Raw genomic sequence first — 23,077 nt, 5'->3', positions numbered from 1 at the left:
TAACAGCTCTATATATACTTGCTACCTTTTAACCAGTAATTTACGATTTTTTCCGATTTGGATCAAAAAAGACGCAATCATGCGCCTTTTTGTTACTATTATGTAAATTAAAGATTAGGCATCTGGATAACCTTGAGGGTTAGTAGACTGCCAGCGCCATGTATCGCCAGTCATTTCTTCTAGAGTGCGAGTTGCTTTCCAACCTAACTCATTCATCGCTTTTGATGGATCCGCCCAACACTCTGCAATATCACCTGGACGACGCTCAACAAGTTGGTATGGGACATCTTTACCACTTGCGGCTTCAAATGCTTTCACCATGTCCAGTACACTGTAGCCGTTACCAGTACCGAGGTTATAGATATGAAGGCCAGCTTTGCTACCTACTTTTTCTAATGCAGCAACGTGACCATCGGATAAGTCCATTACATGAATATAATCACGTACGCCTGTGCCATCTTTGGTCGGATAATCACTACCAAACACAGAAAGGAACTCTCTGCGCCCTACCGCAACTTGAGAAACAAACGGCATTAAGTTGTTGGGAATACCTTGAGGATCTTCACCTAGCTCGCCTGTTGGATGTGAACCTACCGGGTTAAAGTAACGAAGAAGTGTAATGCTCCAGTCAGGGTTCGCGTTTTGGAAGTCGGTTAAACACTCTTCTACCATTAATTTGCTGCGCCCATATGGGTTAGTTGCGCTAGTTGGAAAGTCCTCTGTGATGGGTACAGAAGCAGGATCACCGTATACAGTCGCTGATGAACTAAATACCAACGATTTAACTCCGGCTTCACGCATTGCATCAACCAATACTAAAGTGCCATTAACGTTGTTGTCGTAATACTCTAAAGGTTTTGCTACAGACTCACCGACGGCCTTTAAACCTGCAAAATGGATAACAGCTTCAATATTGTGCGACTTTAGTGCTTCTACCATCGCCAATTTATCTCTGATATCGGCTTTAATGAAGGTTGGCTTTACACCACATACCTTTTCAATTCGATCTAATACCGTAGATTTACTGTTGTACAGGTTGTCTAGAATCACTGGCGTCATGCCAGCTTCGATCATTTGAATACACGTATGACTACCGATATAGCCCATACCACCCGTAACGAGTACTTTCATTTTATTATTCCTTCTGACGCGAATTGAGTTAGTTTAAAGCTTTGACGTTACGATTTAAACTGTCTCTTGTAATTCGCATCCCATTAATATTGCTTGGCCTTTCCCGGCTTTCTTTGCTTGATACATTGCCGTATCCGCACTTTTTAAAACTCGAGTAGCATCGCGCTCATTTACGCCGACTAATTTTACGCCGATACTAACGCCAACTTTGAGTAAGTGACCTTTGTACTCAATTGGAGCACATATGCTCTCGAGCAACTGTTCTGCTATTCGGGTGACCACTTTTTGATTGGCGGGATTAACCAACATGACAAATTCATCACCAGAAAGTCTTGCGATTAAATCACTATGTCTCGTCGCAGATGTTAGACGCTCGGAAACTTTTTTCAAAACTTCATCACCTGCATCATGACCGTAGGTATCGTTAACTTCTTTAAATCCATCCAGATCGAGGTACAAAACTGCAAATTCGTCACGCAAGTATCCAGAGCGTTGTACTAGTTGTTCCAACTCTAAATGGAACTTAGATCGATTGGCTAACCCCGTTAAAGCATCGTGATGAGCTAAATGCTCTAATCGTTCCATCTCTTTTGCGCCGGAAAGGTCGGTAAGAACAATAACCAGATCATAGAAACCATAGTCTTCACACTTAACGATACGATTGACTCGAGCAAACATCGGTACAAACTGACCAATATGGTTCTTCTCGATAACTTCACCTTGCCAAACGCCATAATTTTCTATCGACTCGATGATACTAGGCATCATTTCCTGTAACTTGCGCCACTTTAGCGTTTGGATGAATGACTTCCCAATAAGCTGATCCACCTCTAAGCCGACTAACTTAGTGACGGCAGGGTTTGCCATCGTAATGACACCGCGATGATTAAGAACAATGAGACCATCTTGGCTGCTTTCAAAAACACGTCCCGCAACACGTTGCCGGTTTATGGCTTCTTCAATTTCGGTGATATCTTGAATCGAAAACAGTAAGTATTCATGTGTCGAGAGGCGACGACTGGTTAGGCTCAACTGCTGTTCATTATCTGCATTTTTGAGGTGAATATCATCGCACTCTAGGCCTCGACTCAGGATCTGACTCAGCTCATTCGGTGTTTTAGTTTTAATTAGATCACGAATATTGGCATATTTAAGTTCATCTAATTTTTTTTGAAATATTTGCTGGGTCGCCGTATTACAATGAATAACACGTCCGGAATTGTCTGTAATAACTAATGCATGCTGAACAGATTCGATAACCTCTTCTGAAAATGCGCGCTTTTGTTCTAGTGTGTCTAGCGAATGTTGCCGCTGCTTCTCACGTACTGTTAACCTATTCATCATTTGATTGAAATAGCTCGCGAGGTCTCCAATTTCATCCTTGGCGTAATAGCGAGCTTGATTTTCCGTGTTTCGTCCGTGTGTCACATTCTCTATTACGCGGTTGAGTTCCATCACGGGCTTGAGAACAAGCCTCTCGATACTTATGTAAAAAACAGTGCCACCAGCGATCAGAAACAGAAGAAGTAAAGCGCCATCTTGAAGTAAAGATTGTATGGCTTCTACAATTGGGCGATGAGAAAGCGTAACTCTCATGCTACCAATGACATAGCCATCATGGATAATCGGCTCTAGAACATAAAGAAATTTGGTTGATAAGGCATACCCTAGAGCGTGCAACCTACTTCTTTCGGTTTGACTTGGAACGGGTGCCAGTGCCCCACTTATCTCCATAACAGCGAATGGTTGGTCATCTTGGTCATAAAGTTTGACCCGCGTTACATTTGGCTGGTTTAAAAAGTTGGCGAGAATAGTTTGAGCTTTTTGCTTGTCCTTTGTCGTCAGCGCATCTTTAATTGAGAAAGAAACGTTGTTAATCAACTTTCTTGTCTGCTCGACCAGTTCATGCTTAGACGATTGGTATACAGTATACGAGGTGTAACCTTTTGAGATAACAAAGATAGCCGTTAAAAAGACCAGAAGAGGCCAAATAAGCTTCGCTCGTAATGACATATATATTCCTGTCGCAGACAACCACAAAAATGACAGAAGAACCATTATGCAATCTATCACCCATGAAGGGCGACAAGATTAACACGATGCTAATGCAAAATAACCTTAAATTCTCAAAAATTGGATGGAAAAGAAACGAAATACCTCAAAATTCGGATCAACTCAAATAACGGCAACATCTTTATGGACTAACGTGATCTTTTTCGTCACCTATCTGCTCAAAAAGCCTCGTTTTCATGATAGAAGAATGAAGTGAGTCACTGAACCTAGATGCATTTTCCTGCATCGTAAACCCATTGCTTGTGTAGAAATAAAACGTATGACATTGAATAAACAGCAACTTACATTGAACTGTGATATGGGCGAGAGCTTTGGCTCTTGGAGTATGGGCGCAGATGAAGACGTGATGCCCCATGTTGATATGGCGAACATCGCGTGTGGTTTTCATGCCTCCGACCCTAATGTCATGCACGACACCATCACCCTAGCGAATGACAACGATGTTGATATTGGCGCACACCCAGGTTACGCCGACCTACAAGGCTTTGGCAGACGAAGCATAAGCATGACGGGTGATGAAATTACGAACATGGTTATATATCAGGTTGGTGCTTTACAAGCATTATGCCGGGCGCAATACACAGACATCAGTTACATAAAGCCTCATGGTGCTCTATACAACGACATGATGAAAAGTGATGCGATATTTAGAGCGGTAGTAAAGGCGGCAGCACTGTTCAAAGTACCGTTAATGATCCTAGCTTCACAGGAAAACGAAAAATACTTAGAAATCGCAGACGATTATGATGTTCCCTTGCTATTTGAAGCATTTGCAGATCGTTTATACCAAGATGACGGCTTACTGACTCCTAGAACACAGCCCAATGCCGTGTTAAAAAGCGAGCACGCGATACTTGAGCAAGTCCGGACCTTAGCTGACTCTGGGCGTGTCAAAACCGCTTCAGGCGGTTACATATTATTGGAAGCCGATACAATTTGTGTTCATGGTGACAATGAAGAGTCGATCGCGCTGATCCAAAAGATCCGCCAAAGCCTATACGCTGGAGGAAATTAATGCATAAAGAGAAATTTAATATCTCTTTGATCTCCGAGTGCAGTATTTTCATTAAGTTTGATGAGAGTATTTCTGAAAATGCAGTCGGAGAGCTTGCTCGCAGCATAAGAGAAACTTTCGCTTCAATTGTTATGAACGTTGTCCCCTCCTATCAAACTATTCTCATTGATTACTTACCTTTTCGAATCAACGAAAAGAACTTAGTCAATGAGCTGCAACAAATCGTGAGCCAGTTTGATACTCAATCACTTAAGCTTTCCCAGCCGAATCACATTACTATCCCTGTATATTACTCTGAAGAAACCGCGTTAGATCTATCTCGTTTTAAAAAGCGAGGTCTGTCATTAGACGATCTTATTACCCTGCATACGAAAACCGAGTACGCGGTTTCTGCAATTGGCTTTGCTCCAGGCTTTGCATTTCTCTCTGACGTTGATACTCAATTGCACATGGCAAGGCTTGCCACACCAAGAACTCACGTGCCGGCCGGAAGTGTCGGAATCGCAGACTCTAAAACGGCCGTCTATCCATCAGATAGTCCTGGCGGATGGAACATTATTGGTAAAAGCCCGCTTGCGCTCTTCTCCGACTCTCCTCCTTTTATACCGTTTGAAGTGGGTGACAAGGTCACCTTTAATGCTATTTCAAAACAAGAGTTTATCGATTTAGGAGGCGTACTATGAGTTACGGTGGATTACTGGTGGAAAAGCCAGGACCGCTCTCTTTAGTTCAAGACTTTGGTCGTTTTGGCTTGGCGCATGTCGGTGTGACTCAAGGTGGCCCGGTCGACGACTATGCTTACAGTTGGGCCAACCATTTGCTTGGTAACGTAGTCAATTGCGTTGCGATTGAAATTACTTTGGGTAACGCTTGTTTTATTGCCTTGCATAACTGCCACCTTGCTATATGTGGCGGTGATTTAAATGCAAAAATAGATGGTGAACCTATTTCAAATTGGTCTGACTTTACGTTGAAAAAAGGACAGAAGCTTCAGTTCGGAGTCGCAAGGAATGGACTTCGCTCCTACCTAGCGGTTAAAGGTGGATTCAATGTTGCTCAGCACTTAGGAAGCGCATCGACCGTCTTGCGAGAATCTCTAGGTGGTTATGATTCAAATGGTGGCGCTTTGAAAGCTGGCGATATTCTTCCCTTTGTCCCTCATAACTTACCGAAACGTAAACCAAGGCAAATGACGTTTCGCTTTAAGCCAGATTACAACTTACCCATTAAGCTGAGAGTGATTGAAGGCTATCAGAACGAGGACTTTGATGAAGACGCTCGCCAAGCATTTTACAACAAAGCATTCATCATCTCCCCCAATTCGAATCGCATGGGCTACCGTCTTGAGGGCAATAACATTCGTCCACCTTACGAAGGCGTCCTATCAGAGGGAATTGCATTAGGTTCAATTCAAGTACCTAGCGATGGTAACCCTATTGTGCTGCTCAACGATCACCAGACTATTGGCGGGTATCCTAAATTTGGCTGCGTAGCCCGTATTGACTTACCTAGACTGGCACAGGCGAAGCCCGGACAAAAAGTCAATTTTGTGAAAGGAGATAGGCTAGGCTTGCAAGAAGTATGGTGCCAATGGGCTCAGTTTTTTGGGTATTAATACAACCACTGAGCCCAAACACAGCCGATTATGCAGGCATACCATAACGCACTGCTAAAGCTTGTGGATAGCCTCGCTCTTGAGTGAGTTTAATCGCGTACTGCTCGACCTCTTGTTCAGACCACTTTACAGCGACCGGATGCTGTGTTTCCACATTTTGGTTAGGATCGATGTCAAACCAGAATTGAAGCATTTTTTGCGCTGCGAGTAGTGTCGATGACGCTTTTACCACCTCTATTCTCGCGTAGTGGTTATCTTCAAAAGTCACATCTGCCGCTCTGAGTACTGGGTCTGTTCCGGGAATTTGCTGAGCGCCAAACAATGCTTTTCCTCCTTTTACAGCAGAGTGATAGTCGGGAATAAACTGCGCCATGTGTTTGATGGCGTTGTTCGTTCGCTCTTCTAACACTTCTTCTCTCCAGCCGTAACGGATCTTCGAGAGTAAAGGCATAGGCAGTTCAGGTTGAGCAGATGAGTTCGTGCTCTCCACTAAACCATCTTCAAACAGCGTGATTCCTTTTGTCATACCATGAAGTTGAAAGTAACCATCGCCATAAGGCGTCAATTGAGCCATTCCTTTATCGGTTCCACGCGGGCCATGAAAAATAACTTCTGGCCATTGTTGTTGACAGTCTGCCCACCTCGTAACGTAAGCGGCTTTAAACTCCACCAACCTGTCTCGCTTGGCACCAACTGTGTTGTCAATTGAGCCTGTTTCAAAGCCACACGCGTTAACCAAGTAGTCGCATGTCATCAGGTAATCGATACCTTCACGTTCATAGCCAAGTTGCCAGTGTTCCCCCATCCAATCGGCTTGCTTAAACGTTGCTTGTGTGAAGACCGAAGCATTAGGAAGCGTATCTAGTGTTAAGTTGGCAATTGCGGCGAGGCGAAAAACACTCCAACCATATTCTTGAACTGCGACAACCGGATACTTTAGCGCTTCAAGATCAGCATGTTGAGCAAAAGGAATGCACCACTCATCGAAGTTTGTAGGATGACTTGGTTGAGTACGTTGCGCGAGAGCTTCTAGCTCCGCTTTTGAATACAGTTTGTAGTATTCGCTTGGCTCGCCGAGCACTTTATTACTCTCATCTTTATCAACGAGCGTCTGATAAGCACTTTTCACAACCTCTAATCGCGGAATTAGTGTGGATGGGTCTCCACCATCGGAATGAGGAACCGCGATGATTGTCGGACGAATATTCAGTGAAAGCGGATACAGGCGAACAGTATCGATAGATTGTGCTAACAAGTCTAAGCATTGTTGCTGGGAAATCTCTCGATATAAATTACCACCAGCATGCAAATGACAAATGGGTGGACCATTTACTAGTGATACGCCCTTCTCTATTACGGAAACTTTAAAACCCAGCTCCGCAAAATGAATTGCTGCTGTTGCACCTGCTACACCGCCACCAACAACAGCGATATGCTTATCTTTATAACTTGGAAACTCAGACTTCATTGCTTCACTAAAAATTTTATAAGGAAAATTCTTTACTAACGGTGAATTCTACTCGTGTTTGGACTTGATTAAAATCACAAAAAGTTCATGGGTTTGCGAAATATCCAACAGCGCCTGTAAAGTGCATTAAAGTAGAAAAAATTTGCGAAAAAGTACTTGACGACATGGTTAAGAAGACACTTTTTTGTGTCTATGTGAATAAGAATTTCACTGTAAGACCCATGGCGCAAAGCCTGCAGAAACACCCCACTTTTTACCCCATTTAGTTATCCCAAAAGTTATCCACTGTTTTTGTGGATAACTAAAATAAAAGTGTCATGGAGTGTTCCAAACTTGATAACACTCGCTGCGATTAAGTGTTTACTGGAGTTAACAATCTTTTCAACAAACTCATCACTACAAGTGCCAACGTAACAAATGTTGCAAGCGGTAAAGCTATCCACAATTCGGGGTGAATTTGTGCATTGAGATCGAATCCATATGTCATGACTGCGGCCACACAAACTTCCGCAGCGAATACCGCAACACCACTAGCAATCAACGCCATAATTCCGTACTCGGCCCACAGGGTTGTGTTGATCCGTTTCTTACTTGAACCTAATGTGCGATACAAACGAATCTCTTGTTGTCGTTGGGACAAGCTTAACCTCAGTAGCGTAAAGATGAGCAGCAGACCAGCAACAACGCCTAAAAGAGCAAGGATGGTGATTGCTGATACGATTTGCTGAATCAAAGCCTGAATTTTCTCGCCCATAGTTCGGATATCTAAAACAGAGACCGTTGGGTGAGCACGTGACATTGACGTCAACAACGCTTCATTTCCTTCTTCAATCCTATAACTGATGAGGTAAGAACCAGGTAAATTAGCCATCACGTCAGATGAGAAAATAAAATAAAAGTTAGGCTTCATGTCACGCCATTCGACATAACGGATGGTATCTACTACTGCATCGTAATTCTGGCTGTTTATTACAAAGCGCAGCGTATCACCGAGTTTTATGCCTAAGTCATTTGCTACATCCGCTTCTACAGATACACTCCCTTTGTTTGTCCATTCACCCGAAAGCACATCATTATATTCTGGTAGGGTATCTCCCCATGTCAGGTTTAGCTCTCGACGTATCGCGTCAGAACCTTCTCCTTCGTAATCAATCTCTTTGACGTTTTGACCGTTAATCTCTGTTAGTCGTCCACGAATTATTGGATAAGCTTGTGACCGCGTAACTCCATTTTTATCTAGGGTTTCTAGGTAGTTATCGAGCTCATAATCACCAATGTTCAAAGCGAACACATTTGGCGCGTCTGCAGGTAAGGTTCTCTCCCAATCCGCGAGAATATCGCTGCGCACAAGCCAAATGATAGACAGCAACATCAAAGATAATGCCAAAGCACCAAACTGTAGACCGCTGGTTACTGGCGTCCGGTTGATACGACTCAACGCAAGCTTCATTGCAGGATGGGTTGAAACACGTGCAAACAGTTTTGTGAGTATGACGCTAACTGCTGCGAGTACCACAAACAGTACCGCTATACCAGTGAGCACGATCCAAACTAAGGTGTTGTCTGCATACAGTAAAAGCAATGGAACAACGGGAACTAGAACAAGTAACATTCGCTTCCAAGAACGTTGCGCTTTGCCCTGCTGTAGCACTTCTAACGCGGGAGTTTTAATCAAGCCTAACAATGGTATACCGAGAGCGGGCACCGTAATCAAGACTGCTGAGATAAATGCCACCAAAAATGGTGTGACGCCGTAACTAGGGAGTGGATCGGGTAATAAGTCTTTGAGTGGAATGCGTAATAAATACTCCAGCCCGCTCCCTAGCAGTAGGCCGACGACACTGGCACTAATGAGAAGGATTGTGACTTGAATAAATAACCACTTTTCAATCCATCGGCGGCTCGCACCAAGACTTTTCAACATCGCAATAGTTTGTGTCCGGCTGTTCACGTAATTTTGACAAGTAAGAACCAATGTTGTCGCCGCCATAATGATGACAATTGCTACGGTCAAAGACAGATACTGCGTCGTACGTTCAAAAACCTCATTACTACGACTGGCAGTATCTTGCGTGCGCCAGCGATCGCTCGGAGAAAGCCGCGTATCATCTTGTAAGCTCTTTAGTGTTTTATCATCGGCTTGTAAAAACAGACGGTATTGAACTCGGCTCCCAACTTGAATTGCTCCTGTTTTATCTACGTCACTTTGATGAATGTATGCAGAAGGCATTTGTTGAAATGGATTAAAGCTCAAGCCTGGTTCCATCAATACTGCGCCTGATACAGTAAACTCGGCATCGCCTATCGTGACACTGTCACCTGACTTTACGCTTAGTTGAGTCATAATCCGCTCATCAAGCCAGAGTTGGTTCTCTTTAACGCGACCGGCTGGATTATTTTCAAGAACGAGCTCTCCCATTAAAGGGTAATTATCATCCACCGCCCTTACAGAAATAAGCTGCATACCATTATCGCTAAATGCCATAGTGGCAAATCGCGTCATCATCGAACGGTCAAGGCTTTCAGTCGAGGCTAACAACGTGTCCGGAATGGGATTAGCAGACACAAACACCGCATCTGCCGTTAATGCGTCCTTCCCCTGCTTGACGATCACCTGCTCCATTCGTTCTGCTAATGCAGAAAGCGCAAAGATACTCGCAATCACGAGAATAAGAGCAACGCTAATAGGCCAAAGATTCCCCTGCCTTATTTCGCCGAAACTCCAGCGTATCAAACTTTTATTCGACGAGTGCTGTGTTGTACTGTTTTGCTCTGTGGATGTTGCTTCACTTGATGATACTGCAGACATTATATCTCCTCCTTAAGCTCACCCGCCTCCATACGATAGATACGGTCACATCGGCTTGCTAGATGACCATCGTGTGTTACTAAAATCAGAGTTGTCCCGTGCTGTTCATTAAGATCGAATAGCAGCTCAATCACTTTGTCTGCGGTTTGATGGTCAAGATTGCCGGTAGGCTCGTCTGCGAACAACAGCTCAGGCTGTGTCATAAATGCACGCGCTAGCGCAACTCGCTGTTGTTCACCACCAGATAACTGGCTTGGTAAATGGTCGACACGTTTTTCCAATCCAACAGCAGCTAATAATTCCGCTGCTCTTGCTTCATCTTCGGCTTCACCACGTAAAAGACAAGGAAGTGTGACATTACGTAATGCACTCAAACTCGGGATTAACAGGAAACTTTGGAAAACGAAACCTAAAGAGTCAGCCCGAATTTTCGCACGTGCTTCATCGTCCAGTTTTGATAATTCATGACCTAATAAAGTAATTTCGCCTGATGTCGGCGTATCAAGACCAGCTAGCAACGTCATCAATGTTGACTTACCTGCACCGGAAGTTCCGACGATGGCGATTTTTTCTCCTTTTCGGATGTCAACATTTACGTCTTTGAGGATTGTTAATTGTTCTTGATTAGTAGAGACTTGTTTAGAAACCAAATTGGCTTGAACAATAGGTGCATTAAGTACAGGTGTTTGCATGATTCGTATACTTTCCTTAGTTCTATTTTTTTGTTTTTCCGCTACTGCACATGCGAGCGAAAAACTACTTGTCTTGGGTGATAGCTTGAGTGCAGGCTATCAGATGCCGATCGAAGAGAGTTGGCCTAGCTTACTCCCTGATGCGTTGTCAGAACATGGTCAAGATGTAACAGTTATTAATGCCAGCATTTCTGGCGATACAACCGGCAATGGCTTAGCACGGTTACCTCAGTTGCTAACTCAGCATAGCCCTGACATGGTACTTATTGAGTTAGGTGCCAACGATGGCCTAAGAGGTTTCCCTCCTAAACTTATTACGTCGAATCTTTCAAAAATGATTACCATGATAAAAGATTCTGGTGCGGACGTTGTCATGATGCAAATTCAGGTTCCACCTAATTATGGTAAGCGCTATAGCGATATGTTTTACGATATCTACCCTAAGCTTGCACAGCATCAACAAGTTGCCTTGATGCCATTCTTCTTAGAGCATGTTGTCACCAAACCAGAGTGGATGATGGATGATGGCCTTCACCCAAAACCAGATGCACAACCTTGGATCGCTGATTTCGTTGCTCAAGAATTAATTAAACATCTCTAATTTTAATGGTCTAGCTCAATAAGTTTTACGTAACTTTACGTTAATCTATTTTCAATTCCACTCATCGAGGATAGATAACAACATGCGAATAGAACCGTTAATTCAAGGTGTTGTTGCTCGCTCTGCGCACCCCAAAGGGTGTCATGCATCTATTAAAGAGCAAATTGAATACGTAAAACGCGCCCCACAGATCAAAAAAGGCCCAAAACGGGTTTTGATTATTGGAGCCTCCTCTGGTTTCGGCCTAGCGGCACGAATCGCCTTAACGTTCGGTGGCGCTAACGCCGATACCATTGGCGTCTCATTTGAGCGTGGCCCTTCAGAGAAAGGGGTTGGGAGTGCGGGTTGGTATAACAACGTCTTTTTTAAGCAAGAAGCAAATCAAGCCGGGCGTACCGCAATAAATATTGTTGGTGATGCATTCTCTGGTTCGGTGCGCAATCAAGTGATTGAAGCCATTGAAACGTACTTTGAGGGTGAAGTTGACTTAGTCATCTATAGCTTGGCAACCGGTGTTCGACCTAAACCTGAATCTGATGAGTTTTGGCGCAGTGTCATTAAACCTATTGGTGAACCTGTCACTGGCGCTTCTATCATGCTGGAGAACGATAAGTGGATAGAAACCACCTTAACGCCTGCAACAGAAGAGGAAGCCAATGCCACCATTAAAGTAATGGGCGGCGAAGACTGGGAAAGCTGGATTGACACACTCATCAATAACGACTCTATCGCAAACGGCTGCAAAACCATCGCCTTTTCTTACATGGGCCCTGACATTACGCACCCAATTTATCTCGATGGTACGTTAGGTCGAGCGAAAATCGATTTACACCAAACCAGTCATTCATTAAACCTCAAACTCGCCAACTTTGACGGCGGTGCTTACGCAACCGTGTGTAAGGCGTTGGTGACGAAAGCCAGTGTATTCATCCCTGCGCTAAGTCCCTACCTGTTAGCGCTTTATCGAGTGATGAAGGAAAAAGGTACTCACGAACGCTGTATTGAACAAATGCAGCGACTGTTTACTACGAAGTTATACGATCAAGAGAAAGTGCCAGTTGACGGCGAACGCTTGATTCGAATAGATGACTTGGAACTTGAACCGCAAGTTCAACAAGAAGTCCACGCTCTTTTAGAACAGATGAATGCTGAAAACTTTAAAGAGATTGGTGATTACCAAGGTTTTAAAGATGAGTTTATGAAGCTCAATGGCTTTAACTTTGAATATGTCGACTATTCGCAAGACATTTCTATTGAATCGTTAATGTCGCTTAAGCCTTGATGCTTGTTACCTGTTTCAAGGATGAGATATGTGACAACTATTCCTAGTCCTGAACACTTTTCAGGACTTTTTTTTGTTTCGAGCCCTAGCCACCCTATACTTAATTAAAAAGCGAGAACAAAATAGAGCAGTCTGCATTTTTAATTCACAGGAAGTGAAACCACGTAAAGGATGACCTATATGGGGAGATTGCAAACATTAGACTACGAAATCCCTGAGTCTATGCGAAGAAGTTGGCAGGAAATCGTCAACTTACTGGCTCAAATAACGCACGTACCCACCACATTAATTATGCGTATCCATCCAGATCGCATAGAAGTAAATACATCCAGCGAAACTATAGGTAATCCTTATCGTACTGGCGATACTGAGTTGCTTGGCAACGGTTTGTATTGTGAGCATGTCATAAAACACAAAAGTGAACTTATTGTCCCAAACGCGCTTGAAGATGAAGAGTGGCAAAATAATCCTGATATCAAACTAGGTATGATCTCTTATTGCGGCTTACCGCTATTCTGGCCAAATGGAGAGACGTTTGGAACTATTTGCATGCTTGATTCTAAGGAGAATGAATACTGCGACACTTACCGGCAATTGCTTGGGACTTTTAAAGATTCAATCGAAGCGCAGCTTTCCATCGTGCATCAGCAACACAAACTTCAGCGTCTTAACAACGAACTCAAAAATAGAGTTGAGAATCGCACTACAGATTTGGCGCAGTTAAGTTATTCCCTAACGCAAGAGATTGATCGTCGCAGAGCCGCTGAAAAGCAGGTGAGCTACCAAAAAACACACGATCAAGGAACTGGATTCCTAAACCGAGCAGCACTCGAAAATATAGTCAGCGACACACTCAGAACGTTAGATCACAGTCAGCAATCATTAATCGTAATAAACATTGGTTTTAGCAATGCACGCAGTATCCAAACCCGTTATGGCTTTGAAGCTTTCGACGAAATATTGAAAGAGTTTCGGTATCGTCTTGGTAAGCGGGAGTCCAGACATTTTGTTACGGGGAGGCCTAGCTCCAATGACCTCGTATTGCTCGTTTGGGGCACAGACATCGATATAAAATTGCATCAGCTACTGAATGATATTACCGATATTGGTATGGGAAGTTTTTATGTAAAAGACACAGAGGTTCACCTAAACTCTTACATTGGTGTTGTACAAGCTCACCGAACCAGCAATGCTAAACAACTACTCCAGAACGCATGTTATGCCATGCTTTTGTGTAAAGAATCTGGCGAAGCGTATAGTTATTTTTGTGAAAGCCATTCAAATGAACTCAACAACCACAATCAACTGGAAAGCTACTTATTGCAAGCGGTAAGAAACGACGACCTAATGCTCTACTTTCAACCCAAAGTACACCCTCAAACCCACAAGTGGATTGGCGCAGAAGCGTTACTACGCTGGAGGCATCCAATACTTGGCGACGTATCCAACGAAGCATTAATACATATGGCTGAACAAAACGGGCTTATCTTTGAAGTTGGCTCTTTTGTTCTTCGAACCGCGATAGACAAAGCAAAACAATGGTCTGAGTTAATTGATAACTTCAAAATGGCCGTCAACGTTTCTCCCATTCAATTACAAAACGTAAATTTTGCGGAACAAGTGCAACACTTACTCGAGTCTTTTCACTTGCCAGCACACTTTCTCGAGCTCGAGGTGACCGAGAGCGCTTTAATTGCCGATGAGGTCGTAGCACGCACTACATTAAATAAACTGCACAAACTAGGCGTGACGTTGTCACTTGACGATTTTGGTACAGGATATGCCTCGTTCAGCTATTTAAAGAAATATCCATTTGATGCCATCAAAATTGATAAAAGCTTCGTCCAGCAAATGGAAAAGTCGGACGATGACCGCGCGATAATTTGTTCTATCATACACATTGCGAAAAAACTGGAGCTCCAAGTCGTGATCGAAGGCATTGAATCTCCTCAACAAGAACAGTTTCTCATTGGTGAGGGCTGTGATATCGGACAAGGTTTTCTTTATGGTAAACCTATGCCTTGTAATGAATTTGAGCAAAGTTTGTTTAATCAGCGCCTTTCTGGCGGGCAATACGCCTACTCTTCCTAAGCATTCTCTTTACTATGAGGGCGGTGGTTTCTATAATCGCCGCCCGCTTCTATTAAAAGGCCAATATCTTCATGGATCAGTTGACTGCCACGCTTAAGAAAATTGAAAAGCAGAACTACCGAGCTTATCAGCAAATCAAAGGTCAATACGACTTCACTGATTTCACTTTGTTTATCGATCATGTACAGGGTGACCCTTATGCATCGGCGTCACGTTTTCGTGCGACTCGCGCATGGTCTTTGACTGGTCTTGAGTGGCTAAGAGACGAGTCTCCTGCATTTCAAAGAGGTGCACGTGATTTTATTGCGCGTAGTTTTGAACAGTTTGCTAAACAAGAAAACTCAGTATCAATTTCACTGACAGGCCAAACTGTACTGGATAGCACCGCGGTGTTGTTTACTGAAGAAGGTATTGAACTGCGTTTTCGAGTTAACTTACCAGCCGAAGGTCGTTCAGTATTGGGGAAAAAAGCCAACAACATACTGACTTTCCACCTGCCTAAGTTTATCCGTCGAGCAACTTTAGAGCGTGAACTCGACAAAGCCGCTTTAATTAAGCACTGCCAAGTTGTTGAAGACCAAGATGCCCTGCGAGAACAGTTAGAGGCCAATAACTTAGTCGCGTTTGTCGCAAACGGCAGTATTCTTCCTCGAATTGCAGGTAATTGCGACCTTCCAATGAAAGAAGCCGTTGAGTTTAAAGCCCCTGAATCTCTACAAGTCACTTTACATGCGCCAAACAAGGGCCATGTCACAGGATTAGGAATTCCAAAAGGTATCACACTGATTGTAGGTGGTGGCTTCCACGGTAAATCTACCTTATTAAATGCAATAGAGCGTTCAATTTACGATCATATTCCAGGAGATGGTCGCGAATACATTGTTGCCGATAACAAGGCTATGAAGATTCGTGCCGAAGATGGCCGATGCGTACACCACTTGAACCTGTCGAACTACATCAACCATTTACCAATGGGTAAAGATACGGCGGACTTTTCTACTCAAGACGCATCAGGCTCAACGTCGCAAGCCGCTTGGCTTCAAGAGTCTATTGAAGCGGGTTCAAGCACATTATTGATTGATGAAGATACTTCTGCTACCAACTTCATGATTAGAGATGAGCGTATGCAGGCATTGGTGGCAAAAGGTGATGAGCCAATTACTCCTCTCGTCGACCGCATTGGTCAATTACGAGATGATCTTGATATCTCTACCATTATCGTTATGGGTGGGTCGGGCGACTACTTAGACGTTGCCGATACCGTCATTCAAATGCACGACTACCAAGCCGTTGATGTGACTGAAAAAGCGAAAGAAGTTATCGCTCAGCACCCTACTCAACGCCATAACGAGTCAGAAGAACGTTTACAGACCTTCCCACCTCGAGCACTGAACCGCGTTGCGTTGATGAATATTCTCACTGACGGCAAGTTCCGTGTGAATGCGAAAGGCAAAGAGTCACTTCGATTTGGTAAAGAGTTTACTGATCTTAGCGCTTTGGAACAGATAGAGTCAGCCGATGAAGTCAACACAATTGGCTGGTTATGGTTCCAAATTGCTCAACTCCCAGGTTGGTGTAATCATCCGGCGAAGGAGATTGAAGAAATGCTGTCTGGTGAGTGGCATGCCGCTCTTCCTAAGCAAGGCGACTTAGCCAAACCACGCACACTAGACGTTATGGCTGCCCTCAACCGCATGCGAAAATCTCAGTTTAAGTCATCATGCTAGTTTTGATACGCTGACAGAGACAGTTCAATCAAAAGGCAGCTATAGTTAGCTGCCTTCCTTTATCTTTATTCTTAGCGAATCATTCGTTTCTCAGTACATTCCACGCTTCACAAAGAACTCTAAATCTTTCTGCATCGCCATTTTCTCGATCAGGATGCCAACGAAGCGCGAGTTTTCGCCATTGTTTTCTAATTTCCGCAGGCGTAGCGTCAGTGTTAAGTTCAAATAGTGACAGTGCCTTTGTCTTATCTACGCTGGCTACTGACGAACCACCGATGAACTTTTGATAAGTTGTCCAAAATTCATTCAACAGTCGACGCACTTCATCTTCGTCCGCTTCGTAATTGCGCCAATCTAAGTAATACTCACGCAAAGGATCATGAATATCGATCTTATGCCTCAAAGCTTCCATCGAAGACATGAGCTGAATATCCATGGCTTCGACTTGAAGCCAGCTATCCGGATACAGAGTGTCTTGCAGTTGATATAATGCATTCATGATCAGGAAGTTTCTTTTGAATAAATCCTTATCGGGAGAGTCGTCCAGCTTTGAAATATAACCTTGTTCACCCAACGAGCTTGCCAAGGTGTGCACTTTCCAATTAGAGGGCTGTTTTCTCAGGATTTCTAACATTGGCCAAAGCAGCGGATTTTCTATTGCATGAGGCTCAATACTATTGACAGTACGTTGTCCTTCCATTCATCCTCTCTGACACGAGTTTAGGGCCCCATTCAGGCCGATAGTCATTCACCATCGGCCTTTGTAAGGAGATCACGTAAAGGTTAAATAACCCCTAGCTCACGTAAACGTTCCATAAGGTAGCTATGTGCAGTGTAGCGCTCAGATAACACCACTTCCGGCTTTGGATGCAGGAACAACGGTAATGAGATACGTGACTTTTCTTGACGGCCACCCGTAGGGTTGATTACACGGTGAGTCGTTGAAGGGAAATAACCACCTGACGCTTCTTGAAGCATATCACCAATGTTGATGATTAAGTTCCCGAAGTCACATGGTACATCGATCCAATCACCCTCTTTACTCTTTACTTGCAGTCCAGGTTCATTAGCAGCAGGCAAAACCGTTAACAGGTTAATGTCTTCATGCGCAGCAGCGCGAATAGCGCCGGGCTCTTCTTCGCCTGTCATCGGTGGGTAGTGAAGCACGCGTAGTAATGTTTTGTCGCTGTTATTGATCATTTCTGACAACGCGATAGAGAACTTCTCTTGAACGTCCTTAGGTGCGTACGCTTCAACCCAACCTAATAGCTCTTGAGCAAATGCATTGGCACGCTCGTAGTACTCTAAGATTTCAGCTTTAAGCTGCTCTGGGATCTGCCCCCAAGGGTAAACATGAAAGTACTCTTTGATGTCTTTCACTTTGTGCCCTTTCGCCACTTCAGACACTGAAGGTGGGAAATAGCCATCTTGGGTGTCTACGTTAAAGTGAAAATCATTCTTTTGATCTGAACAGAAAAACTCATGCCAGTTTTTGTAAATTGACTCTACAAGCTCTTGTGGAATCGGGTGGTTTTTCAACACACCGAACCCCGTTTCGCGTAGAGAGGTAACGAACTGTTGAGCAGCATCGTCAGCAAGATAATCGACAGTTTCCAGTTTCATGGCTTTACTTCTTTTTTATTAGACTGAATCATGGATTCTATGGATGGGCATGTTGTAAATCAAACTTTAATGAAAACTGCACGCGCAAACGTTTTAATGTTGAGCAGTTTGCCAATAAATCAACATTTTCAGTGATCAAAAAACCCATTAAAATATCAATTGCACAGCGTTCAATTAAGTGCAATCATTAACACAATCTATGGAGTCCCACTGTAAGATAAATTGAAGGATCAAGTAACTCTATGAAAAGCACCTCGACACTCTTAGGATTAACGATTTTTTATGCCATCGTGTTTTTATTTTCTGCGTTGGAACCTAACTCACGCGCAGTTTGGTTTGCGGAGATTATCCCGGCGATTGGTATTCTTGTTGCTATTTGGGCGATTTCGATTCGCTATCAGTTCAGTAATACGGCTTACTTTTTAATGTTCATCTGGCTCTGTTTGCACACTATCGGTGCGAAATATACGTTCTCCGAAGTGCCGTTTGACTGGTTTAACGACATGATTGGTTCAGAGCGAAATAATTTTGATCGCGTTGCGCACTTTTCAATTGGCCTTTACGCATATCCGATCGCTGAATACTTGATAAACAAAAAACGGTTCAACAAAGCGTTCTCTTGCTGGTTTGCTTTGTTTGCTATCATGTCACTTGCTGCTGGCTATGAGATTATCGAATGGTGGTATGCGGAGTTGGCTGGTGGCGATGAGGGAATTGCCTTTCTGGGCTCGCAAGGTGACATATGGGACGCCCAGAAAGATATGTTGTGCGATACCGTTGGTGCAGTGTTGTCGTTATTCTTAATGTCGGCTCAACGTCGATTCTCTCAACCATTCTAAATAAGGGTTAAACCCATCAACAATTGGAACCTGTACGATTTGAGCTACCTCGTATTCGTGCAGGTTTTCTATTTTCTCTTCCACCAATTCATAAAGTTCTCGACGAGTTTTGATCACCAGCAACCATTCGTTGTCAGTACAAATCTCCCCTTTCCACACATAGTGACTTTCAATAGGCATCGTTTGAATACACGCGGCTAATTGAGCATCTAGCAAACCTTTAATGATCTGATCTCGATTTTTTTCATTACTGGTTGTACTTAAAACCATGCAATAGTCATGTTTCATACTCATTTTCTAGCCCTTTATTATTTCATCGTCACTTTGCCGCCAATCATTTTGTAAGCGGGGGTTCCTCTTACTAAAGTGTCTCTTGCAAACTCTTGTCCGCAAGCGGGGCAAATACATGGGGTTTGTGTGAAATCGTCAACAATGCGCTCTTTGAAGCATTTAACCAGTGCGCCTTTCCCGCCTTTACGGTACTTAAATAGTTGAGTTTTACATTTAGAGCAAAAGATATCGACGGTTTTCGTCGGTTGTTTTTTATTCGGTTTCGCCATGGTTACTTTCTATATCCGGTTTGACCCATACATTATTAAAATCAAACCAACCTAAGGCATTACACTTTGCATTTTGTAACGCACCGCTGTGGTCTTTATTCACGCCTAGCCAGCAGTGAAACATAGGAATCACCTGACAGCTTTTTACTAATTGTCGTCCTAGCTCACGCGCAGGAAAGTCTGTGTGCATGCCGGCACGCCATTGATCGACAAGTTTAGCCCATTCACTAAAATCGTAACCTGAACTGAACTTCTCAATATCACTGTAATCCAGGAGCCAGCCCGCCAACGCGTCATTTCGGTTCGTTGCAATGCCCATAGCTTTCACCCAGATATCCACTTCCTCCGGTGCGGGCGGTTGAGAATCATAACGAATAAACTCAACCTCTATACCGTGCGGTTTTAAGAGTGTCTTGATGGCCTTGGCAACTACTGGAAACATCGGATGCTTTTTCTGATACGCTACGGAAATTACCTTATTAGCCTGTGGTACGCTGCCCGCTTCCGCTGGCCTGAGATCAATCCAACCGGGCTTAAGGCCAAAGGCTTGCAATACTCCCAGTTCCATCACTTTATCTTGTGGAACATGCGCGTAAATCTGGTGACTGTTGAGGGTTTGCGAGAGGAACTCTGCCCAACGTGGATCTTTTGCAATCCCGGTGTTTTTGTTTAGTAATAGGAATGTACATCCAGGGTCCAGCTCTACTTCATCGGATGAACCTTGTTTATCCATCTTCGGCTTTGACAGGCTTGGATAAACCATTGAAGAATAGGCTTCATCGATTACCCACACCTCCACTTGGTCAAGTAAAGGGCGAAAACCAAAGTAGCCATCAAAAGCAGTCAAAATAAGACGCTTATCATCATTCATTTTAACTTGGAACGGCCCAGTCCCTATCGGTTGTCTATCGAAGCTTTCAGAACGCAAAGCACTCGGTAGCAAAATTTTTGCTTGCGACTCACTCAGAGCCAGAGGCAGGTAGCGATCAGGACGGATGAGCTCAATATCAACGGTCCACTCTTGTGGCGAAGACACCCGCTTTATGTGAGAAAACAAGTTCAAGCTATTTAACGCAAGCACACTTTCAAGAACACAACTGGTTGTTAACGGTTCACCGTTATGAAAGCGTACTCCACGACGAAGATAAAAACGCCAATGAGTATCAGAAATTGCTTCCCACGTGTGGGCTAAATCTGGTTGAAGTTGTTCATTTTCATCAAGGCGAGTGAGTCCGCTAAAAATTTGTCTGGCGATGTGCTGTTCAGAACGCCGCATCGGTTTCTGCGGGTTTAACATCGACAATGGTCGATAATAAGGCAAACGCACGACCTGCTCGCCCTGTCGATGCTGAAGCCCTAAATAACCTTGGATAACCTGCGTCAATCGTGCCGCATCGTTATCAAGCGCATCTAGAGCCTGACCGATTTTCCCTTCATCGAGATAACGCCTGGCGAGGTTTTCGCTGACGTCGCTTCGATTACGTTTAAAAACGAGTTTCGAAAGTTTTCCTCGACCCGCTGCCGGATGCCACTCAATCCAGCCCTCTTCTTCAAGTTTATTTAGAACAATACGAGCATTACGACGTGTACAAAACAACGCTTCGGTGATGTCTTCGAGCTGAACGTCCGTATCGTGACCGGAAAATTTTTCAAACAGTGTTTCGAACTGAACACGTAAACGAGGGCTACTCATAAAGAGGAAATTCTTATCTTGTTGTCGATAAGCTAAGTTTCCTCATTTTTTCCAAAAAGTGCAAACATCACACTATAAATTATTGAATATCGATACCAATTTCTCGCGAAAGTTCAGCCAGTTGTTCCTCGTTGTCCAGCTTGATAGACCATTTGCACTCTGCTCCATGAGATAAAACAACGTTCGCTCCTCTACCCAGCAACTGAATTGCATCGGTTTGCGCTTGCAAGGTTACCATTGCACTGCCGGAGAGCTTAATCACTATTTCACGCTGGGTTGCAATGATTTTTCCTAATGAAAACTCAATCACCATCTTAGTTTATACCGACTTTGTTTTGTGTTGTTTCACAGCGATGGTCAAGCGACTGGTACACACTAAACGGCCTCGCTCATCAGTGATATCGATTTGCCACACTTGCGTTGAAATACCCAGATGAAGCGGTTTTGCCGTACCAATCACATGACCACTTCGCATGGCTCGCACATGGTTCGCGTTAATATCTAAACCGACGCAGTAGCTGCCCTCATCGACAGAGAAGTTTGCAGCCAATGAGCCTAATGTTTCTGCGAGCACGACTGATGCACCACCGTGAAGCATTCCTAAAGGTTGATGAGTAAAGCTGCATACGGGCATGGTTGCTGTAAGGGAGTCGTCAGTGAAATCTGTATATTTAATTTGTAGGTGCTCGATCAGGGTATTTTTTGACGTGGCATTCAGAATCTCTATGCTTACGGGCTTTTTCCATATACTCATTGTTTTACTCTTAGTTTCACAAACTGGTTTGTTAGGTTGTAACGATGTGCTAGGAAGCTAGCATAGACGCTACTTGGGCATAACTTCAAGACGTAACATCTCACCTTCTTTATTAATCAGATGAATAACTTGATCCATGCATCATGTTACTATTTGGGTATATACTATTGCTTCAAAACAAAAAATTAAATGGAGCCTGTTATGAAGGTATGGATGAAAGCCTCTGCTCTTTTAACTATCGCGGGTTTAACAGCGTGTAGCGCATCACCGACGGGTCGCAACCAGATCCTGATGTTTTCAGATCAGGAAATGTCATCGCTTGGCGCTAAATCTTTCGAACAAATGAAGAAAGATATCCCAATCAGCAAAGATCGCAAAACGAATGCCTACGTTCAATGCGTTGCCAAACACATCACTGACACCATTCCCGCTCAATCTGGATTTAAAGACTGGGAAGTCGTTGTTTTTGATAGTGAACAAGTCAATGCGTTTGCTCTACCAGGTGGGAAGATCGGCGTGTATACCGGGCTTTTAGATGTCGCGAAAAACCAAGATCAGTTGGCAACAGTTATTGGTCACGAAGTCGCTCACGTCCTCGCTGACCACAGTAATGAACGTCTTTCACAAAGTCAGTTAGCAAATGCAGGGTTGTCTCTAGCAAACGTTGCCATTGGCGCTTCCGAGTACAAACAGTATCAACAAATGACGATGGCGGCACTTGGTGTCGGTGTTCAATACGGTGTTATCTTGCCATACGGTCGTACTCAGGAATCCGAGGCTGATATTGTCGGGCTGGAATTCATGGCAAAAGCAGGTTTCGACCCACGTCAAAGTGTCGATTTATGGAAAAATATGAGTGCTGCATCAGGTGGTTCTCAACCACCTGAATTCTTCTCAACCCACCCATCGCACAGTACGCGCATTAAAGATTTACAAGCAACCATAAATAAGCTGCCTGCGTATAACGCGAAAGCACCAAGATGTGGCTAATTCATTGCTACTATCGTCTACTACTTAAGCTTGCCAAGTAAATTACCACCTTCTAAAGAAGGTGGCTTTGTGTGAGCCCCCTAAAAGGGGGCCTTTGTTTAGTCCAGCGCCAAT

At 43.8% G+C, this 23,077-nt stretch carries 21 protein-coding genes; 9 read left to right on the top strand and 12 right to left on the bottom strand.

The features are described from left to right. Positions 1-114 precede the first annotated feature (114 nt). Both galE and R7Q46_RS00100 read right to left on the bottom strand, forming a co-directional pair. Positions 115-1,131: a UDP-glucose 4-epimerase GalE gene (gene galE, locus R7Q46_RS00105; RefSeq protein WP_005376309.1), complete on the bottom strand. Its 1,017-nt coding sequence runs from the start codon at positions 1,129-1,131 to the stop codon at positions 115-117. 54 nt (positions 1,132-1,185) lie between these two features. Then, positions 1,186-3,144, bottom strand: a complete 1,959-nt coding sequence (locus R7Q46_RS00100; protein ID WP_318077190.1) for a diguanylate cyclase domain-containing protein — start codon at positions 3,142-3,144, stop codon at positions 1,186-1,188. A 319-nt stretch (positions 3,145-3,463) separates the two neighbouring features. Between R7Q46_RS00100 and R7Q46_RS00095 the strand changes: the two genes are divergently transcribed. Genes R7Q46_RS00095 through R7Q46_RS00085 form a run of 3 tightly spaced genes read left to right on the top strand, consistent with a single transcriptional unit; the run spans position 3,464 to position 5,834 of the window. Continuing rightward, positions 3,464-4,219: a 5-oxoprolinase subunit PxpA gene (locus R7Q46_RS00095; RefSeq protein WP_005386314.1), complete on the top strand. Its 756-nt coding sequence runs from the start codon at positions 3,464-3,466 to the stop codon at positions 4,217-4,219. Beyond that, entirely contained in the window at positions 4,219-4,902 is a 684-nt protein-coding gene (locus R7Q46_RS00090) for a 5-oxoprolinase subunit B family protein (protein WP_064354778.1), read from the top strand. The genes R7Q46_RS00095 and R7Q46_RS00090 overlap by 1 nt, the downstream gene beginning before the upstream one ends. Further along, positions 4,899-5,834: a biotin-dependent carboxyltransferase family protein gene (locus R7Q46_RS00085; RefSeq protein WP_005376316.1), complete on the top strand. Its 936-nt coding sequence runs from the start codon at positions 4,899-4,901 to the stop codon at positions 5,832-5,834. The genes R7Q46_RS00090 and R7Q46_RS00085 overlap by 4 nt, the downstream gene beginning before the upstream one ends. Positions 5,835-5,862: 28 nt before the next feature. Here the strand turns inward: R7Q46_RS00085 and R7Q46_RS00080 are convergent, their stop codons facing one another. From R7Q46_RS00080 to R7Q46_RS00070, 3 genes are all read right to left on the bottom strand, one after another. Then, positions 5,863-7,302 (bottom strand): FAD-dependent oxidoreductase, encoded by a 1,440-nt coding sequence (locus tag R7Q46_RS00080; RefSeq protein ID WP_064376835.1) that lies wholly within the window; start codon positions 7,300-7,302, stop codon positions 5,863-5,865. A 352-nt stretch (positions 7,303-7,654) separates the two neighbouring features. Continuing rightward, entirely contained in the window at positions 7,655-10,111 is a 2,457-nt protein-coding gene (locus tag R7Q46_RS00075) for an ABC transporter permease (protein ID WP_318077189.1), read from the bottom strand. Further along, the gene (locus R7Q46_RS00070) at positions 10,111-10,803 is read right to left on the bottom strand and encodes an ABC transporter ATP-binding protein (RefSeq protein WP_005376323.1); all 693 of its coding nucleotides are present in this window, start codon (positions 10,801-10,803) and stop codon (positions 10,111-10,113) included. The genes R7Q46_RS00075 and R7Q46_RS00070 overlap by 1 nt, the downstream gene beginning before the upstream one ends. Here R7Q46_RS00070 and tesA point away from each other — a divergent pair. The 4 genes from tesA (at position 10,802) to R7Q46_RS00050 (ending at position 16,504) form a co-directional block, all read left to right on the top strand. Then, positions 10,802-11,404 carry a multifunctional acyl-CoA thioesterase I/protease I/lysophospholipase L1 gene (gene tesA, locus R7Q46_RS00065; RefSeq protein WP_262647642.1) on the top strand — a complete coding sequence of 201 codons (603 nt, stop codon included), beginning with the start codon at positions 10,802-10,804 and terminating at the stop codon, positions 11,402-11,404. The two genes, R7Q46_RS00070 and tesA, sit on opposite strands and share 2 nt — an antisense overlap. A gap of 82 nt (positions 11,405-11,486) precedes the next feature. Continuing rightward, positions 11,487-12,686 carry an enoyl-ACP reductase FabV gene (gene fabV, locus R7Q46_RS00060; protein ID WP_262647643.1) on the top strand — a complete coding sequence of 400 codons (1,200 nt, stop codon included), beginning with the start codon at positions 11,487-11,489 and terminating at the stop codon, positions 12,684-12,686. A gap of 180 nt (positions 12,687-12,866) precedes the next feature. Next, the gene (locus R7Q46_RS00055) at positions 12,867-14,777 is read left to right on the top strand and encodes an EAL domain-containing protein (RefSeq protein WP_137282644.1); all 1,911 of its coding nucleotides are present in this window, start codon (positions 12,867-12,869) and stop codon (positions 14,775-14,777) included. Between the two features lie 71 nt (positions 14,778-14,848). Next, the gene (locus R7Q46_RS00050; RefSeq protein WP_213866349.1) at positions 14,849-16,504 is read left to right on the top strand and encodes an ABC-ATPase domain-containing protein; all 1,656 of its coding nucleotides are present in this window, start codon (positions 14,849-14,851) and stop codon (positions 16,502-16,504) included. Positions 16,505-16,583: 79 nt separating this feature from the next. Here R7Q46_RS00050 and R7Q46_RS00045 read toward each other — a convergent pair whose 3' ends face one another. Both R7Q46_RS00045 and R7Q46_RS00040 read right to left on the bottom strand, forming a co-directional pair. Beyond that, the gene (locus R7Q46_RS00045; RefSeq protein ID WP_005376328.1) at positions 16,584-17,204 is read right to left on the bottom strand and encodes a DNA-J related domain-containing protein; all 621 of its coding nucleotides are present in this window, start codon (positions 17,202-17,204) and stop codon (positions 16,584-16,586) included. A gap of 83 nt (positions 17,205-17,287) precedes the next feature. Next, entirely contained in the window at positions 17,288-18,127 is an 840-nt protein-coding gene (locus R7Q46_RS00040) for an isopenicillin N synthase family dioxygenase (RefSeq protein ID WP_005376329.1), read from the bottom strand. A gap of 242 nt (positions 18,128-18,369) precedes the next feature. Here R7Q46_RS00040 and R7Q46_RS00035 point away from each other — a divergent pair, with 242 nt between their 5' ends. Next, a complete protein-coding gene (locus tag R7Q46_RS00035; protein ID WP_005376330.1) occupies positions 18,370-18,966 on the top strand; it encodes a DUF2238 domain-containing protein in 597 nt (198 codons plus the stop codon). Here R7Q46_RS00035 and cutA read toward each other — a convergent pair. The 5 genes from cutA to R7Q46_RS00010 form a co-directional block, all read right to left on the bottom strand. Beyond that, positions 18,928-19,260: a divalent-cation tolerance protein CutA gene (gene cutA / locus R7Q46_RS00030; RefSeq protein WP_005376332.1), complete on the bottom strand. Its 333-nt coding sequence runs from the start codon at positions 19,258-19,260 to the stop codon at positions 18,928-18,930. The two genes, R7Q46_RS00035 and cutA, sit on opposite strands and share 39 nt — an antisense overlap. A gap of 14 nt (positions 19,261-19,274) precedes the next feature. Then, positions 19,275-19,526, bottom strand: a complete 252-nt coding sequence (locus R7Q46_RS00025) for a hypothetical protein (RefSeq protein ID WP_005376334.1) — start codon at positions 19,524-19,526, stop codon at positions 19,275-19,277. Continuing rightward, entirely contained in the window at positions 19,510-21,219 is a 1,710-nt protein-coding gene (locus R7Q46_RS00020; RefSeq protein ID WP_033907082.1) for an SgrR family transcriptional regulator, read from the bottom strand. The genes R7Q46_RS00025 and R7Q46_RS00020 overlap by 17 nt, the downstream gene beginning before the upstream one ends. A gap of 79 nt (positions 21,220-21,298) precedes the next feature. Next, entirely contained in the window at positions 21,299-21,532 is a 234-nt protein-coding gene (locus R7Q46_RS00015) for a DUF3389 domain-containing protein (RefSeq protein WP_005376338.1), read from the bottom strand. 6 nt (positions 21,533-21,538) lie between these two features. Then, positions 21,539-21,973, bottom strand: coding sequence for a hotdog fold thioesterase (locus tag R7Q46_RS00010; protein WP_005376340.1), 435 nt, complete (start codon positions 21,971-21,973; stop codon positions 21,539-21,541). Between the two features lie 201 nt (positions 21,974-22,174). On the opposite strand from R7Q46_RS00010, the gene R7Q46_RS00005 reads away from it, so the two are divergent. Then, positions 22,175-22,963 (top strand): M48 family metallopeptidase, encoded by a 789-nt coding sequence (locus R7Q46_RS00005; protein ID WP_017634168.1) that lies wholly within the window; start codon positions 22,175-22,177, stop codon positions 22,961-22,963. Positions 22,964-23,077: the final 114 nt, after the last annotated feature.

The sequence above is a fragment of the Vibrio sp. 811 genome (genome assembly GCF_033339195.1).
The sequence above is the reverse complement of the archived record's forward strand: the minus strand, read 5'-3'. Positions and strand labels throughout refer to the sequence as shown.

Coding starts and splice junctions, on each gene's coding strand:
- galE (WP_005376309.1), bottom strand. CDS start 1,131: ATGAAAGTACTCGTTACGGGTGGTATGGGCTATATCGGTAGTCATACG.
- R7Q46_RS00100 (WP_318077190.1), bottom strand. CDS start 3,144: ATGTCATTACGAGCGAAGCTTATTTGGCCTCTTCTGGTCTTTTTAACG.
- R7Q46_RS00095 (WP_005386314.1), top strand. CDS start 3,464: ATGACATTGAATAAACAGCAACTTACATTGAACTGTGATATGGGCGAG.
- R7Q46_RS00090 (WP_064354778.1), top strand. CDS start 4,219: ATGCATAAAGAGAAATTTAATATCTCTTTGATCTCCGAGTGCAGTATT.
- R7Q46_RS00085 (WP_005376316.1), top strand. CDS start 4,899: ATGAGTTACGGTGGATTACTGGTGGAAAAGCCAGGACCGCTCTCTTTA.
- R7Q46_RS00080 (WP_064376835.1), bottom strand. CDS start 7,302: ATGAAGTCTGAGTTTCCAAGTTATAAAGATAAGCATATCGCTGTTGTT.
- R7Q46_RS00075 (WP_318077189.1), bottom strand. CDS start 10,111: ATGTCTGCAGTATCATCAAGTGAAGCAACATCCACAGAGCAAAACAGT.
- tesA (WP_262647642.1), top strand. CDS start 10,802: ATGATTCGTATACTTTCCTTAGTTCTATTTTTTTGTTTTTCCGCTACT.
- R7Q46_RS00070 (WP_005376323.1), bottom strand. CDS start 10,803: ATGCAAACACCTGTACTTAATGCACCTATTGTTCAAGCCAATTTGGTT.
- fabV (WP_262647643.1), top strand. CDS start 11,487: ATGCGAATAGAACCGTTAATTCAAGGTGTTGTTGCTCGCTCTGCGCAC.
- R7Q46_RS00055 (WP_137282644.1), top strand. CDS start 12,867: ATGGGGAGATTGCAAACATTAGACTACGAAATCCCTGAGTCTATGCGA.
- R7Q46_RS00050 (WP_213866349.1), top strand. CDS start 14,849: ATGGATCAGTTGACTGCCACGCTTAAGAAAATTGAAAAGCAGAACTAC.
- R7Q46_RS00045 (WP_005376328.1), bottom strand. CDS start 17,204: ATGGAAGGACAACGTACTGTCAATAGTATTGAGCCTCATGCAATAGAA.
- R7Q46_RS00040 (WP_005376329.1), bottom strand. CDS start 18,127: ATGAAACTGGAAACTGTCGATTATCTTGCTGACGATGCTGCTCAACAG.
- R7Q46_RS00035 (WP_005376330.1), top strand. CDS start 18,370: ATGAAAAGCACCTCGACACTCTTAGGATTAACGATTTTTTATGCCATC.
- cutA (WP_005376332.1), bottom strand. CDS start 19,260: ATGAGTATGAAACATGACTATTGCATGGTTTTAAGTACAACCAGTAAT.
- R7Q46_RS00025 (WP_005376334.1), bottom strand. CDS start 19,526: ATGGCGAAACCGAATAAAAAACAACCGACGAAAACCGTCGATATCTTT.
- R7Q46_RS00020 (WP_033907082.1), bottom strand. CDS start 21,219: ATGAGTAGCCCTCGTTTACGTGTTCAGTTCGAAACACTGTTTGAAAAA.
- R7Q46_RS00015 (WP_005376338.1), bottom strand. CDS start 21,532: ATGGTGATTGAGTTTTCATTAGGAAAAATCATTGCAACCCAGCGTGAA.
- R7Q46_RS00010 (WP_005376340.1), bottom strand. CDS start 21,973: ATGAGTATATGGAAAAAGCCCGTAAGCATAGAGATTCTGAATGCCACG.
- R7Q46_RS00005 (WP_017634168.1), top strand. CDS start 22,175: ATGAAGGTATGGATGAAAGCCTCTGCTCTTTTAACTATCGCGGGTTTA.